This window comes from Enterobacter sp. 4974935 (genome assembly GCF_058661735.1).
Window position 1 is genome coordinate 3,275,797 of the sequence record NZ_JBZWGT010000003.1, and the last position, 14,525, is coordinate 3,290,321.

At 57.0% G+C, this 14,525-nt stretch carries 13 protein-coding genes and 1 other annotated feature; of the genes, 2 read left to right on the top strand and 11 right to left on the bottom strand.

Annotated elements, in window-relative coordinates; all coding sequences use genetic code 11:
* Positions 1 to 40: 40 nt before the first annotated feature.
* The 9 genes from AC4OVS_RS17005 to AC4OVS_RS17045 form a co-directional block, all read right to left on the bottom strand.
* Positions 41 to 1,345, bottom strand: a complete 1,305-nt coding sequence (locus tag AC4OVS_RS17005; protein ID WP_022647280.1) for an inosine/guanosine kinase — start codon at positions 1,343 to 1,345, stop codon at positions 41 to 43.
* Positions 1,346 to 1,407: 62 nt separating this feature from the next.
* The gene (gene hemH / locus AC4OVS_RS17010) at positions 1,408 to 2,370 is read right to left on the bottom strand and encodes a ferrochelatase (protein WP_017383216.1); all 963 of its coding nucleotides are present in this window, start codon (positions 2,368 to 2,370) and stop codon (positions 1,408 to 1,410) included.
* Positions 2,371 to 2,494: 124 nt separating this feature from the next.
* Positions 2,495 to 3,139, bottom strand: coding sequence for an adenylate kinase (gene adk, locus AC4OVS_RS17015; RefSeq protein WP_022647279.1), 645 nt, complete (start codon positions 3,137 to 3,139; stop codon positions 2,495 to 2,497).
* Between the two features lie 229 nt (positions 3,140 to 3,368).
* Positions 3,369 to 5,243: a molecular chaperone HtpG gene (gene htpG, locus AC4OVS_RS17020; RefSeq protein WP_015571245.1), complete on the bottom strand. Its 1,875-nt coding sequence runs from the start codon at positions 5,241 to 5,243 to the stop codon at positions 3,369 to 3,371.
* Positions 5,244 to 5,353: 110 nt separating this feature from the next.
* Positions 5,354 to 5,959, bottom strand: a complete 606-nt coding sequence (gene recR, locus AC4OVS_RS17025; protein WP_006809843.1) for a recombination mediator RecR — start codon at positions 5,957 to 5,959, stop codon at positions 5,354 to 5,356.
* Positions 5,959 to 6,291 (bottom strand): YbaB/EbfC family nucleoid-associated protein, encoded by a 333-nt coding sequence (locus AC4OVS_RS17030; protein WP_003858972.1) that lies wholly within the window; start codon positions 6,289 to 6,291, stop codon positions 5,959 to 5,961. Before AC4OVS_RS17030 ends, recR begins: the two co-directional genes overlap by 1 nt.
* Before the next feature lie 53 nt (positions 6,292 to 6,344).
* Positions 6,345 to 8,273, bottom strand: coding sequence for a DNA polymerase III subunit gamma/tau (dnaX, locus tag AC4OVS_RS17035; protein WP_023299467.1), 1,929 nt, complete (start codon positions 8,271 to 8,273; stop codon positions 6,345 to 6,347).
* Positions 6,951 to 7,015, bottom strand: a sequence feature (DnaX frameshifting element). (Overlaps the previous gene by 65 nt.)
* Before the next feature lie 88 nt (positions 8,274 to 8,361).
* Entirely contained in the window at positions 8,362 to 8,913 is a 552-nt protein-coding gene (gene apt / locus AC4OVS_RS17040; protein ID WP_000127359.1) for an adenine phosphoribosyltransferase, read from the bottom strand.
* A gap of 151 nt (positions 8,914 to 9,064) precedes the next feature.
* Positions 9,065 to 9,442, bottom strand: a complete 378-nt coding sequence (locus AC4OVS_RS17045; protein ID WP_023299466.1) for a DUF454 family protein — start codon at positions 9,440 to 9,442, stop codon at positions 9,065 to 9,067.
* A gap of 50 nt (positions 9,443 to 9,492) precedes the next feature.
* Here AC4OVS_RS17045 and priC point away from each other — a divergent pair, with 50 nt between their 5' ends.
* Both priC and rsmS read left to right on the top strand, forming a co-directional pair.
* Positions 9,493 to 10,020 (top strand): primosomal replication protein N'', encoded by a 528-nt coding sequence (priC, locus tag AC4OVS_RS17050; protein ID WP_022647276.1) that lies wholly within the window; start codon positions 9,493 to 9,495, stop codon positions 10,018 to 10,020.
* Between the two features lie 12 nt (positions 10,021 to 10,032).
* Positions 10,033 to 10,221 (top strand): pleiotropic regulatory protein RsmS, encoded by a 189-nt coding sequence (gene rsmS, locus AC4OVS_RS17055; protein ID WP_038415536.1) that lies wholly within the window; start codon positions 10,033 to 10,035, stop codon positions 10,219 to 10,221.
* 33 nt (positions 10,222 to 10,254) lie between these two features.
* Here rsmS and mscK read toward each other — a convergent pair whose 3' ends face one another.
* Together mscK and acrR are read right to left on the bottom strand one after the other, a co-directional pair.
* Positions 10,255 to 13,632, bottom strand: coding sequence for a mechanosensitive channel MscK (mscK, locus tag AC4OVS_RS17060; protein WP_491922590.1), 3,378 nt, complete (start codon positions 13,630 to 13,632; stop codon positions 10,255 to 10,257).
* A gap of 113 nt (positions 13,633 to 13,745) precedes the next feature.
* The gene (gene acrR, locus AC4OVS_RS17065; protein ID WP_032624732.1) at positions 13,746 to 14,399 is read right to left on the bottom strand and encodes a multidrug efflux transporter transcriptional repressor AcrR; all 654 of its coding nucleotides are present in this window, start codon (positions 14,397 to 14,399) and stop codon (positions 13,746 to 13,748) included.
* Positions 14,400 to 14,525: the final 126 nt, after the last annotated feature.

A 14,525-nucleotide genomic window follows, 5' to 3' on the forward strand; every position in this document is an offset into this window, starting at 1 on the left:
TCTCCCCTTTGGGGAGAGGGCCAGGGTGAGGGGTCTTCTTTTACCTGTCCCAATACGCCTCTTCGAGGCTGTCTTCCCGTTCCGGCAGCCCACGCGTTAAGCGCGGTGAATGCTGGTTCAGCACCTGATAACTCACGCGGTTCGCGTACTTGCACACCTGCGCCAGCGAGGAATAGGTCAGCCAGTTGAAGGTGTGTTTGCTGGAATTCGGCACATTGGTTTTGTGGTAGGCGTTAGCGGTGATGTCGTGCAGCAGCGCGGCCAGCGCGCCGTCGCCCGCGCCGTTGGTGTTCATGATCTTCTCGGGGCCACCCATATACGGTGCAATGTGGGAGAAGATACGCAGCGGGTTGATGCAGTCTTTATGACGCATGGCGCGGCTGAACTCGTACTGGTTAAATTCGGCGATAGCGCCCGGCAGCAGCGGGTGCTGGGTTTTCCGCTTGCTCTCTTCTTCCGTGAAGCCCGCCATGTACAGCCCGACCGGCCCGGCGGTGCAGAGCACCAGATCCACCCAGTCCAGCGCCTTATCAGACGCCAGCAGCGGATCGCTTTCGCCGGTCAGCGCTTCGGCTTCTTCTTCATTCATCGCCAGAATCGAGACGTGTTCTTTCAGGAAGGCCTGCCACCACTCCGGGTTGTCGGCAATGACGAATTTGGTGCCCAGCGTCAGAACCACAGGCACGTTGTATTTCTTCGCATACTCAATTGCCTTCATGGTTGCGTCCGGCATTGGTTCGCCCGGCTTGCAGCGCACCAGATAAGACGTCAACACCAGCGCAGACGCGCCCGCGATCACCTCTTCCGGAATACTTTCAGCGCGTAGCTTGTTCATATGGCCGGGGCTGATGGCAAAGGTACGCTCGCCGGAATCGCTTATCAGCGTAAAGCAACGACCAATCGGCCCGTCAACGCCCTGCAAATAGTTCAGATCGGTGCGGCTGGAGGTATTGCACAGGTAGCGGTAGGCGTAGCCACCGATTTCGATATTGCTGCACATCACGCCAAGCAGCACCGAGCGGTCGTCTGCCAGAACGGAGTAGTTGTGCATGGTGTTACCGATGGTGCCGCCAGCAAACTGGTGGGTGATAAGATTTTCGCGCATCAGTTCCTGATACAGCGCTTCGGCAACGTCATCCTCAATCACCAGCGAGTGCCCGGCGCTCAGACCGTAACGTGCGACAAACGCATCATCCACTTTGGCTTCAATGTCCACCAGCGTCTGATCGATACCGACCACCCAGGCAGCGCTGGTTTCGCTTTCCTGCTGAATTTGCTGTAACAGCGGATCGCGGGCATCGACGGGGAAATAGTGTTTGGACTTACGTTTACCGGGAAATTTCATGGTCTGAACTGTGCAAAGAATACGGGCCGGGAATGGTAGCACAAACCCGGCCCGTAACGCGATCAGCGGCGGGTGGTGACCAGTGACACCATCATATCGATGTGTTCAGGGGAGTCGTTAAGCGCAGGAATGTATTCGTATTTCGTTCCGCCGGCCTCCATGAAGAACTCTTTGTTCTGGACGGCAATCTCTTCCAGCGTTTCCAGACAATCCGCCGAGAAGCCCGGCGACATAACCTGAATGTGCTTCACGCCCTTCTCGCCCAGCATTTTTAGCGTTTCATCAGTATACGGGGTCAACCACGGTTCACGACCGAAGCGCGACTGGAAGGTCATCATCACCTTCTCAGGCGGCAGGCCGAGGGCGGAGACCAGCTCGCGGGTGGTATCGCGGCAACGCTGGGGGTAATCGTCCCCTTCGTTCGCGAAACGCTGCGGAATACCGTGATAGGAGAGCAGCAGCAGATCCGGCTCGCCGTGTTTTTCAAACGACGCGCGCGCGCTGCTGGCAAGCGCCTGAATGTACAGCTCGTTATCGGCGTAGTCGCGGATAAAGGTGATGCCCGGTATACGGCGGCGGGTCGCCAGAATGCGTGCCAGTTCGTCCCAGACGGCAGCCACCGTGGAGCACGAATACTGCGGATAAAGGGCCAGCACCACAATGTGTTCAACGCCCTGCGCCAGCAGAGAGTCGACGGCGCTTTCCAGGGATGGCTTACCGTAGCTCATACCGAGCGCAACGGGCATGTCCGGCAGACGGGCGGCCAGCGCCTTCTCCTGACGACGGCTGTAGACCATCAGCGGCGAGCCTTCTTCCATCCACACGGACTGATAGAGCTTTGCTACACGCGGAGAACGAATCGGCAGAATGACACCACGCAGCAGTGGCCACCACAGCAGTCTTGGGGTATCCACGACGCGCGTGTCGCTTAAAAATTGTCGCAGGTAGCGTTTTACCGCCGCTGGAGTAGGTGCTTCTGGGGTGCCCAGATTGGCAAGCAGGATGCCGGTTTTCGCCTGACTCATTCACGCCTCTTAACCATTTGATAGGCTGTCAATTGTAGCGGAAATGCGTTTAAACGAAACCCATTGCTGTAATAGGTAAGATGAGAATTTTTCTCACCCGGGGCTCCGGGTGAGAGAGGTGCGCTTAGCCGAGGATTTTTTCCAGCTCTGCACGTACGTCAGCCACGGCTTTGGTGCCGTCAACTTTCGCGTATTTGGTGTTACCCGCCTGCGCCTCTTTGGAGTAGTAGCCGATCAGCGGTGCGGTCATCTGATGGTATTCCACCAGGCGTTTACGCACGGTTTCTTCCTGATCGTCTTTACGGGTGGTCAGCTCTTCGCCGGTCACGTCGTCTTTGCCTTCAACCTTAGGCGGGTTGAATTTGATGTGGTAAACGCGGCCAGAGGCAGCGTGCACGCGACGGCCAACGATACGGTCAACGATCAGTTCGTCCGGTACATCGAACTCCAGCACGTAATCCACGTTGATGCCAGCTTCTTTCATGGCGTCAGCCTGAGGAATGGTGCGCGGGAAGCCGTCCAGCAGGAAACCATTGCGGCAGTCTTCCTGAGCAATGCGCTCTTTTACCAGCGCGATAACCAGTTCGTCGGTCACCAGCTTGCCTGCGTCCATGATGTCTTTAGCTTGTTTGCCCAGCTCGGAGCCAGATTTAACAGCGGCACGCAGCATGTCACCAGTAGAGATTTGCGGAATACCGTATTTCTCCATGATGAACTGAGCCTGAGTTCCCTTACCCGCGCCCGGAGCGCCAAGCAGAATAATACGCATTGCGAAAATCCCCTCAAATGTCGATTCAATTTTTCAAAAGCGCTAAACAATACCACCAGAACGGGTATCGCTCAAGGAAGGCGGGGAGGCTGAAACGGTTAACGGGGGGAGATTATTTGGGTTAGTGCGAGAATGCCCCCTCACCCTAACCCTCTCCCCAAAGGGGAGAGGGGACGATTAAACCCTCTCCCCTTTGGGGAGAGGGCCAGGGTGAGGGGTAGGTTTTGTATTACGCCAGCAGCAGCGCATTCACACGTTTAATGAACAGGTTAGGATCTTCCAGGGTGCCGCGCTCGGCCAGCAGGGACTGATCCAGCAGCAGTTCAACCCACTCCGCAAAGCGGGCGTCGTCCTGGGTATCCGCCGCGCGTTTCACCAGCGGATGATCCGGATTAAGCTCAAAGATATATTTCACTTCCGGCACGGCCTGGCCCGCCGCAGCGAACAGTTTCGCCATCTGGGTGCTCATTTCGTCCGCATCGGTGGTGACAATGGCTGGCGTATCGGTCAGACGGTGCGTGAAGCGCACCTCTTTCACGCGGTCGCCCAGCAGGGTTTTCACGCGCTCAACGAACGGCTCCAGCGCCTTCTCGGCTTCCTTCGCGCTGTCGTCCACTTCATCCGCCAGCTTATCGATAGACTCGTCGGCTTTAGCAACGGACTGGAAGGATTTACCGTCGAACTCGGTCAGGTAGTTCATCATCCACTCGTCGATGCGGTCAGACAGCAGCAGCACTTCGATGCCTTTCTTACGCAGCAGCTCCAGATGCGGGCTGCTCTTCGCTGCCGCATAGCTGTCGGCGGTGATGTAGTAGATCTTCTCCTGCCCTTCTTTCATTCGGGAGACGTACTCTTCCAGCGATACGGTCTGGGCGGAGGAGTCGTTGTGCGTAGAGGCGAAGCGCAGCAGTTTAGCGATAGCTTCCACGTTCGCGGTGTCTTCCGCCGGGCCTTCTTTCAGCACCAGGCCGAACTGTTTCCAGAAGGTCTGGTATTTTTCCGCATCGTCTTTCGCCAGTTTTTCCAGCATCTGCAACGCTCGCTTGGTCAGGGCGTTACGCAGGTTACGGGTGACGGTGCTGTCCTGGAGAATTTCACGGGAGACGTTCAGCGGCAGATCGTTGGAATCTATCAGGCCACGCACAAAGCGCAGGTAGTTCGGCATGAACTGCTCGGCGTCGTCCATGATGAAGACGCGCTGCACGTACAGCTTCAGGCCGTGCTTGTGATCGCGGTTCCACATGTCCCACGGCGCCTGCGCCGGAATGTACAGCAGGCTGGTGTACTCCTGCTTCCCTTCCACACGGTTGTGGCTCCAGGTCAGCGGGTCGGTAAAGTCGTGGGCGATGTGCTTGTAAAACTCGTTGTACTCGTCGTCTTTAATTTCAGCTTTGTTGCGCGTCCACAGCGCCTGCGCCTTGTTGATTTTCTCCCAGGAAACCACGGTTTCGCCGTCTTTCTCTTCCTGTTTTTCAATCTCAACCGGCAGCGCGATGTGGTCAGAATATTTGCTGATGATGGAGCGTACGCGCCAGTCGTTCAGGAAATCGTCTTCGCCTTCGCGCAGGTGCAGAGTGATTTCGGTGCCGCGATCCGCTTTGGTGATATCATCAACGGTGTATTCGCCTTCCCCTTTGGATTCCCACAGCACGCCGTTTTCGGCGCTGTCGCCCGCGGCGCGGGTGCGCACGGTGACTTTATCCGCCACGATGAATGCCGAGTAGAAGCCTACGCCGAACTGACCGATCAGCTGGCTGTCTTTCGCCTGGTCAGAGCCCATGGACTCGAGGAACGCTTTGGTGCCGGATTTAGCGATGGTGCCGAGATGGTCGATCACCTCGTCGCGGTTCATCCCGATGCCATTATCGGCAATCGTCAGGGTGCGGTTCTCTTTATTAAAAGAGACGCGCACGCGCAGTTCGCCATCGCCTTCGTACAGATCCGGGTTGGACAGCGCGCGGAAGCGCAGCTTGTCCGCCGCATCGGAGGCGTTGGAAATCAGCTCACGCAGGAAGATTTCTTTGTTGGAATACAGGGAATGGATCATCAGGTGCAGAAGCTGTTTTACTTCTGACTGGAAACCACGGGTTTCTTGTCCTTTCATCTAAGTCGACCTCAACAATGCCATTTAATGGGGTTGTAAAACGTTGAGTGAGAGATGGGGATAAGGGGGGGAATTTTCAAGCGGAGGCCGCGCACGCAGCCTCCGTTTGGTCAGAAAATAATCTTGTGTCGTCCGGCCAGCGAGTGCGACAGCGTGGTGCCGTCGACCATCTCCAGCTCACCGCCGACCGGCACGCCGTGGGCGATGCGGCTGGCGTCAACGCCGTACTGCGCGCACAGCTCGGCGATGTAGTTGGCGGTTGCCTCCCCTTCCACCGTCGGGTTGGTGGCGAGGATCACCTCTTTGATCGTCTCGGACTCAAGACGCTGTTCAAGACGATCGAGACCGATATCATCCGGGCCGATGCCGTCCAGCGGGGAGAGATGCCCCATCAGCACGAAATAGCGGCCGGAAAACTGCCCGGTTTGTTCGATGGCGTAGATGTCCGCCGGACTCTCCACCACGCAAATCTGACCGTTTTCCTGACGACGCGGGTTCGTGCAGATGTTACAGACGTCCTGCTCGGTAAAGGTCCGGCAATCCGCACAGTGACCAATTTCTGACATGGCGCGGGTCAGAGCCTGCGCCAGGCGCATCCCGCCGCTGCGGTCGCGCTGCAATAGCGTAAACGCCATACGCTGCGCCGACTTCGGGCCAACGCCCGGCAGGCAGCGCAGTGCTTCCATTAACTGCGTGAGCAGCGGACTGGTTTGCATCAGAATGGCATCTTAAAGCCCGGCGGCAGTTGCATACCGCTGGAAACAGAGGCCATTTTCTCTTTCTGGGTTTCGTCGATACGGCGAGCGGCATCGTTAAACGCGGCTGCAACCAGATCTTCCAGCATCTCTTTGTCGTCTTCGAGCAGGCTCGGGTCGATTTCAACGCGACGGCAGTTGTGCGCACCGTTGATGGTCACCTTGACCAGACCGGCACCCGATTCACCCGTGACTTCCAGCTGAGCGATCTCTTCCTGCATCTTCTGCATTTTTTCCTGCATCTGCTGAGCCTGCTTCATCAGGCCACCCAGACCGCCTTTTCCACCAAACATAGGCTTCTCTCTTCTTTCACGTTAAGGATTACAACCGTAAGTCAGACTCACGATCAAAGGGGGCGAATACTCTCTTCATCCAGATCGGCGTCGAAGAACCGGCGCAGGGTCTGGATGTTGTTATCCGCGATAATCGACTCGCGCGCCTGCGCGAGCTTCTCTTCATAAATCGCCTGTCGCCACTCGAGCGGCGTTTTCACCGCCGGATTATCATCTTCAATGATAGTCAATTCAACCGGCACACCCTGTAATGCGGTAAGCGCCTCGGCCAGCGCCTTTTGCGCGCCTGGGGAGTTGAGGTGCCGCTGGCCAGGGCGCAGGTGCAGACGCACCTGATTGCCTTCCTGCTCTTTCCAGGCATTCAGCGCGACCTGCTCCACCAGCTTCGGCAGCTGAAGTTTGCTGACCTCAGCGGCCCAGGCGTCGCGCTCGATGGACTCTTCCGCGAGCTTCGCGGACAGCTCCGGCGTTTTTTCATGCTCAAGCGCCTTTTTCAGCGCTTTTGGCGTGGCGACCACTTCCTTGACCGTTTCAACAACGGTAGTCGCCTTCCAGCGGTATGCCTCTTCTTTCGCCGGGGCTTTTTGCTCGAGCGCGGACGGTGCCGGACGCGACTGCACGCGCTCCGTTACCGAGGCCAGTCGTTCAAGCGCGGCGTTGTTCACCGGCCGCGCTCTTGCAGGCGCTGCCGGTTCACTCTTTTTTGGTTTGGTTGCTCCCTGCGCACGTTGCAACTGGCTTCGTGCGGCAAGCACCGAACTGGTGGCATCCGACAGCGGCACGTTCTGCGGCGGCGGCGATGCCGGTTGCGGTGGCACCTGCTGCGGTGACATTACCGCGGTCGGCGCAACCGGCGCAAAGGACTGCCGGGGCGTTTCCGGCTCCGGCAATGGCTTGCGCGGATGGAAGGCCAGCGCGCGCAGCAGCGTCATTTCAACGCCCATCCGGCGATCCGGTGCAAACGGCAGCTCTTTGCGGCCAATCAGCAGGGTTTGATAATAAAGCTGCACGTCAGCCGGCGGCACGGTGCGCGCAAGTTCACGCATCCGCTGTTCAATGGTCGCCATGTCCGCGCCAATGGCCGACGGAGACAATTGCAGCATCGCCACGCGATGCAGCAGGCTGAGCATCTCGACCAGCAGCGCTTCCCATTCAATGCCACGGGCGGCGGCATCGTTGACGAGGGTCATTACCCGCTCACCGTTGGCGGCGATCATCGCTTCGATAAGCGACAGCGCCTGATCGTCATCCAGCGTGCCGAGCATGGTGCTAACCGCGTCAGTGGAAAGCTTACCGTCACCGCTGGCAATTGCCTGGTCAGTCAGGCTCAGCGCATCACGCAGGCTGCCGTCCGCCGCGCGGGCCAGCAGCTGCAGGGCGCGCGGCTCGTGAACGATCTTCTCTTCATCAAGAATGTGTTCAAGCTGTGCGCGGATCTGCTCAACGTCCAGCGCCTTCAGATGGAATTGCAGGCAGCGCGACAGGATCGTGACCGGCAGCTTTTGCGGATCGGTGGTCGCCAGCAGGAATTTGACATGCGCAGGCGGCTCTTCCAGCGTTTTCAGCAGGGCGTTGAAGCTGTGGCGCGACAGCATGTGTACTTCATCGATCAGATAGACCTTGAAGCGGCCGCGCGCCGGGGCGTACTGCACGTTGTCGAGCAGATCGCGGGTGTCTTCCACCTTGGTGCGCGAGGCGGCGTCGATCTCGATCAGATCGACAAAACGCCCCTGCTCGATCTCCCGGCAGTTGTCACATACGCCGCACGGGGTGGCGGTGATCCCGGTTTCGCAGTTCAGACCTTTTGCCAGCAGACGGGCAATAGAGGTTTTACCGACGCCACGGGTGCCGGAGAAAAGATAGGCGTGATGGATGCGACCTAGCGACAAGCCGTTCGCCAGGGCCGTCAGCACATGTTCCTGACCGACAACGTCAGCAAAGGTTTGTGGTCGCCATTTACGGGCTAACACCTGATAACTCATGGGCAGGCTCTGCAACGCTGGAAGGTGAATTAATGGAGGGGAATGCTATCACAACCTCACCCATTGAGCGAGGTTGTGAGATACGGGATTAATGTCCCGGGAAAGGCACCAGGCTGTAGCTGGTAATACCCTGTTTTTCCAGGCGCTGCTCGCCGCCGAGATCGAACAGGTTGATGATGAAGGCCGCGTCGGTCACTTCCCCGCCCAGACGACGGATCAGCTTCACGGTCGCTTCGATGGTGCCGCCGGTTGCCAGCAGATCGTCCACCACCAGCACTTTGTCGCCTGGCTTGATGGCATCAACGTGAATTTCCAGCTGATCGGTGCCGTATTCCAGCTCATAGCTCTCAGCAATGGTTTCACGCGGCAGTTTGCGCGGCTTACGCACCGGCACAAAACCCACGCCCATCGCCAGCGCAACCGGTGCGCCGAACAGGAAGCCACGGGCTTCGGTACCTACTACTTTGGTGATCCCGGCGTTTTTATAACGCTCAACCAGCAGTTCAATGCTGAGGGCGTACGCTTTCGGGTCTTCCAGCAAGCTGGTGACATCACGGAAAAGAATGCCAGGCTTTGGATAATCCTGGATACTTTTGATGCTATTTTTCAGATATTCAAGCTGCTGTGCAGTTGCGGTCATCGGTTTGTGCCTAAATGAAACAGTGTTACTCACGGCGCGCGACGAGTCGGTCAAAGTAACAGTTGTTTAACCTTTGACCAGGCGCACCTGTGCTCGAAAACGGTCGAATTTACTGGCTGTGCGCCATAATTGCAACCGCCATGATGAGGCTTCAGTGCTTTTGTTGCTTTTCATCAACCACGGGGATCCGCCACATGAAGATCAGCAGGCAGACCAGGATCGCCAGCAGCAGAATGCGCACCCACATCATTTTCACCAGCCATAACGAGACGGCGAAGGTGATCAGGATGAAGGCAATGGCGCGCGGCTTGGCCCCGGGCGGCATGGCCCGGTGTTTTTGCCAGTGCCGCAGGTAGCCGCCAAACCACGAACGGTACAGGAGCCAGTGGTGAAAACGCGGCGACGAGCGGGCGAAGCACCAGGCGGCCAACAGGATGAACGGGGTGGTCGGCAGCAGGGGCAATACGATGCCCAGCGTACCCAGCACTACCGCGAGCCAGCCAATGATGATTAAAATAGTACGCTGCATAATGCGAATCGTTATCAAACTGAACGGCTACTTTACCACTGGAGAGCGCATTGAAAACAGCACTGCTTCTTGAGAGGCTGCAAAATCAGCTGATCGCGCTGCGGGCGCAGGCCACACCGCTGATGGGACATGCTACGCTGAAACCGCGCTTTGATCGGCAGCTCTTCCGCACCCGCAGTACCGTCATTCAGGATTACCTTGCTGAGATGCAGACCAACCTCGACGAGCTTCGCCACGCGGTTGAGAGTGAACAGCAGGAACAGGTGGTGTGGCTTGCGGAGCATCTTACCGAGCAGATCACCGCCCTGCACCGCGAAATCGCCGCCTGGCCGCTACGGGCGTGGGACAGCGCCTCGCCTGGGCTCGGAAAATGGCAGCGCAAGCGGCTGGAGAACCAGGAGTTTGAGCGGCGTCTGTTTGAGATGAAGTGTGAGCGCGAAGCCCGCCTGACCACCAGCGAAACGCTGCAAGAGCAGCAGTTATTAATGCGTGAAATCAGCGCGCTGGAAGGCCGCATCGTCCGCTGCCGTCAGGCGCTGGATGAGATTGAACGCGTCATTGAACGCCTGACCCGTTAACAGGAGCCACTAATGTCACTGGAAAATGCCCCCGACGAGGTCAAGCTGGCCGTCGATTTAATTATGCTGCTGGAGAATCACGAGATCCCGGCGGAGACGGTGCTGAAAGCGCTGGAGATTGTGCGGCGGGATTTTGAGGGAAAGGTGAAGGCCGGCTGCCCTCACCCTAGCCCTCTCCCTGGAGGGAGAGGGGACCGTTAGGTGCGGTTTGAAAGATCTGCCCTGATTCGCTTTTTACCCTCTCCCCTCTGGGTAGAGGGCAGGGTGAGGGGCGGAGTTTTCGTCACCCTTAATCTCGCGCTTCACTTCCGTATGTTCGTCACCTTTCTCGTTACGCAGGTGAACTTCAAGCTGGTTGAAGGCGATATTAATGTTGTTTTCACGGCACAGACGGTCAATGGTGCGGTTCAGCTCATCGACGGTGTAGCTGCGATCGCGTAGTTCGCGTACGTACAGGCGCAGCTCATGATCCAGCGTGCTTGGCCCGAAGGTGGTGAAGAACACGTCAGGCGCAGGATCGTGCATCACTTTAGGATGTGATTTCGCGGCTTCCAGCAGGACCTCTTTCACTTTATCCAGATCTGAACCATAGGCCACCCCGAGTCGGACCACCACGCGCGTCGTAGTATCCGAAAGCGACCAGTTGATCAGTCGCTCAGTCACGAAGGCTTTGTTCGGGATGATCACCTCTTTACGATCGAAGTCAGTGATGGTGGTCGCACGAATACGGATCTTGCTGACGGTCCCGGAGAAGGTGCCGATGGTGACGGTATCGCCGATACGCACCGGACGTTCGAACAGGATTATCAGGCCAGAAACAAAGTTACCGAAGATCTCCTGCAAGCCGAAGCCCAGACCTACCGACAGCGCCGCCGCCAGCCACTGGAGTTTATCCCACGAGACGCCCAGCGAGCCGAATACCGTCATCGCCCCGACAATAATAATGACGTAGTTCAGGATGGTGGTAATGGCATACGACGCCCCCTGACGCAGGTTCAGCCTTGAGAGCACCAGCACTTCCAGCAGACCAGGCAGGTTGCGGATCAACGCCCAGGCCACCACCGACGACACCAGCGCAAAGAGCAGGCTGCCCATGGTGACGCTTTTCATTACCGCAGCGCCCGCTTCGGTACCGTTGTATTGCCAGAGGGTGATACTGTCGAGGTAGGCGAAGACGGTAATTAAATCAGACCAGATGGCCCAGAACATCACCGCAAACAGCGCAATCATCACCAGCATGGTAATACGCATCGTTTGCTGGTTGACCTGCTCCAGGGCAATGGTCGGCTCTTCCTGCGGCTCAGCCCCTTCAGCCCCCTCTTTAACCTGATGCTGTCGACGGGCAACAGCGCGACGATACGCAATGCGGCGCGCCGCCACGCTCAAACCGCGCAGCACGGTCTGGAACAGCAGGTTCCACAGGATCACCAGATACACGGTTTCAATCCAGCGGCCTGACAGACGAAGCGTGGTATAGAAGTAACCCGTTGCCGTAAGGACCATCAGCGCCAGCGGAATGATCGCCAGCACCGTTACGGTAACCAGACGAAGATTGTGGGACTCTTTATCACGCCAGCTGTCGCGGCACATCGGCCACATCAGGACGGCTATCAGCAGCAGGTTCAGCATAATTACCAGCTGTCCCAGCACGTCATCCATCAGATGCAGCGGCGAAAGCTCGGCCACAACGGACCAGAAGTGCAGCGGCAACAGCGCGAGGCTGATACGTACAATCTGGCGACGCCAGTGGCTGGTGAGTTTCTCCGGCATGTTGAAGTGTCGGACCGCGACGCCGTCTTTTTCCAGCACTTTCCAGCACAGACCAAACACCAGCCAGAACAGCGCCAGCTTTTTGCTGAACGCCCACAGCAGGTCGCTGATATTGAGCTGCATGGTCAACAGGATCAGGCCGACGGCGAGGATCAGCAGGCAGACCGGCAGAGCACGGATCAGATCGATCAGGATCGCTTTCGGGGTGTGCAGCTGGCTGTCGTTACGCAGTTGCCCCACTTCCGAGGCCAGCTTCGCCTGGTACTGCTTCAGCCATTTCAAACGCCAGCGTATTACTCCGGCGATGAGCAGCAAAGGCAGACCCGCAAGGAAGGCAATCATTACCGCAGGCCAGGCTTTCTCCCAGTTCACGGTAATTTTCATGCTTTTGATCTGGGATTTCAGCGTTTCAGGGAAAGATTTAAACCAGTCCCAGTCCATGGGTTTGTTGCTGTTCACCCAGAAAATCTGCTGGGTCAGGATCTCCTGGAGGCTTTTAGACACGCTCACCAGCTGCTGCTGGTTGATTTGCAGGTTAATCGCCATCATCAGCTGGTTGCCCAGCTGCTTATTAAGCTGATCGAGCAGTTCGCGGCGCATATCCACAACCTGCAACAGCGCGTCGTGAACTTCACCGTTTACTTCACTTGAATGGCCTTCTTCCACTTTGGCAACAAACGTATCGCTCTGGAACAGGGCATCGCGCTGCTGGTTAACGTCAAACTGTTCAAGACGCAAATCCGCAATGCGGTTGGTCATGTCTTCCAGCTCGTCGGCGGACGGCAGCGTCTGCTGCTGCTGGTAAAGAATGCGCGACAGCAGCAGGCTTCCCTTCAGGACGGCAATCTGCTCTTTGACATTGCGCTCAGCCTGCAAAGCGCGATCCAGCCAGTTTTTGACTTTAATATTCTGCTGCACCAGCGCGCTGCCGTTTTCAGTCGCCTGAATCAGGCGCTCGCTCAGCTGATGGTTAATCTCCAGCTCCTGCTTCACCAGCGGATTGGCCTGGATACGCGCCGTTTCGTCTGGCGAGACCGCTTCCTGCGCCGTTTTTTCGGTCAGCGTCAGGCGCTTGCTGTTCACCGCCTCCTGCAACAGCTGAAGCTGATGCTCGAGCCGGTTGATATTCGCGTTCACGTAGTCACGCTGTTTTTGCAGCGCATCCTGCAACACCGTGTTGCCTTCCAGACTCTTACGCTGCTGTTCAATCTCCGCGTTCAGCAGCGTCTGCTGGATGTTCAGCAGCGTTTGCTGGGTCGGTCGAAGCGCCCCTTCCCCCACAGTGATGCCATTCAGACGGTTACGTATCTGCTGTAGCTGTTGCGATGCAGAATACATGGCGTTCTGCACGCGCTCAGGCTGGGTTTGCAGCGAAACCAGCTGGCTGTTATAGGTCGAGAGATCGGACTGCGCCGTTTGCAGATCGTCCAGCAGCTGCGCCACGCGCGACTCAAGCTGGCGCAACGAAAGCGTGGCAAGCGTTTTTCGGGTTTCATCGTCGTTATCAACGTCGCTAAGCGCGTTCAGGGCCTCCGTTGCTTTACGCATGTTCTCCGGCGCCTGAGCGACCTTCTGCCGCAGCTGGGCCGTTTCGGCTTTGATGCGATCGATCTTATCCAGCGTATCCAGGGTTTCCGTCAGGTCCTGCTGAACGAGCTTTTCCTGGGCGGAGAGATCTTTTTGTTTATTCAGGGTGTCGAGTTGCGACTGAACCTCGGCACGCGTCGGGACGTCACTGCCGTTGTCTGCACGGGCCCAGGAATGCGGTGCGGCTGCAAAGAAAAACAGCAGGATCAAAAAAACGGCCAGAACAGAATGTGTCGAGCGATAGGTGTGCAGCATAGTCGTGAATGTGATCTGAGAAATGACCGAAAATAGTCGGGCGTGAAGAATATCACGCCCGGCTAAAGCAGAATAGCGGGAAGGTAATCCTCTAAGACATTTCCTGGAAAGATTCAGGCAGTAAGCGGCGCTCCCTCGCTGCGAAGGGTCGGGCAAAGCTGGCACATCTCCAGGAAAATCGCGACGTAGCTGCGCGCCTCTGATTTCAGATCGAACGACTGCGGGGCGAAAAGCCAGTTTTCCATCAGGCCGGAAATATAACTGCGCATCAGGATCGCCGCCCGGCGCGTTAACAGCGTAGCGGGAAGCATGTCGGCCTGCATACATTCCTTAAGAACTTGCTCGATGCGATCGTAGCTTTCCAGACACAGGTCGCGCTGCGCCTGCTGAACCACCGCCATTTCGCCAACAAACTCACATTTATGGAAGATGATTTCCATCATCAGACGTCGGCGTTCTTCCACAACAGTCGCTTCAAGGATATATACTAATATTTCTCTTAATACTGAGAGTGGATCGTGAGGGAATTTTGCCCGATACTCACTCTCAAGATCGCTGATGCTGGACTCTGAAAGCTCCCAGATTTCACCAAACAGATCTGACTTGTCTTTAAAATGCCAGTAAATCGCTCCCCGCGTGACGCCCGCGGCCTGAGCAATCTGCGCCAGCGAGGTTGCCGAAACACCCTGCTGTGAGAACAAACGCATTGCCACATCCAGAATGTGTTGTCGGGTTTCCAGCGCTTGTTGTTTGGTTTTTCGTGCCATACGTTGATGAATTTACAGGAGTCAGATTTACATACATTTATGAATGTATGTACCATAGCATGACGATAATATAAACGCAGCAATGGGTTTTTAGACTCAGGACCCTTGATCAATTTGAAATCGGAC

What these genes read in the sequence shown, in the direction of transcription:
- adk (WP_022647279.1), bottom strand. Translation starts at nt 3,139, where the DNA reads ATGCGTATTATTCTGCTTGGCGCTCCGGGCGCGGGTAAGGGAACTCAG.
- hemH (WP_017383216.1), bottom strand. Translation starts at nt 2,370, where the DNA reads ATGAGTCAGGCGAAAACCGGCATCCTGCTTGCCAATCTGGGCACCCCA.
- recR (WP_006809843.1), bottom strand. Translation starts at nt 5,959, where the DNA reads ATGCAAACCAGTCCGCTGCTCACGCAGTTAATGGAAGCACTGCGCTGC.
- acrR (WP_032624732.1), bottom strand. Translation starts at nt 14,399, where the DNA reads ATGGCACGAAAAACCAAACAACAAGCGCTGGAAACCCGACAACACATT.
- mscK (WP_491922590.1), bottom strand. Translation starts at nt 13,632, where the DNA reads ATGCTGCACACCTATCGCTCGACACATTCTGTTCTGGCCGTTTTTTTG.
- AC4OVS_RS17005 (WP_022647280.1), bottom strand. Translation starts at nt 1,345, where the DNA reads ATGAAATTTCCCGGTAAACGTAAGTCCAAACACTATTTCCCCGTCGAT.
- AC4OVS_RS17045 (WP_023299466.1), bottom strand. Translation starts at nt 9,442, where the DNA reads ATGCAGCGTACTATTTTAATCATCATTGGCTGGCTCGCGGTAGTGCTG.
- dnaX (WP_023299467.1), bottom strand. Translation starts at nt 8,273, where the DNA reads ATGAGTTATCAGGTGTTAGCCCGTAAATGGCGACCACAAACCTTTGCT.
- rsmS (WP_038415536.1), top strand. Translation starts at nt 10,033, where the DNA reads ATGTCACTGGAAAATGCCCCCGACGAGGTCAAGCTGGCCGTCGATTTA.
- AC4OVS_RS17030 (WP_003858972.1), bottom strand. Translation starts at nt 6,291, where the DNA reads ATGTTTGGTGGAAAAGGCGGTCTGGGTGGCCTGATGAAGCAGGCTCAG.
- apt (WP_000127359.1), bottom strand. Translation starts at nt 8,913, where the DNA reads ATGACCGCAACTGCACAGCAGCTTGAATATCTGAAAAATAGCATCAAA.
- htpG (WP_015571245.1), bottom strand. Translation starts at nt 5,243, where the DNA reads ATGAAAGGACAAGAAACCCGTGGTTTCCAGTCAGAAGTAAAACAGCTT.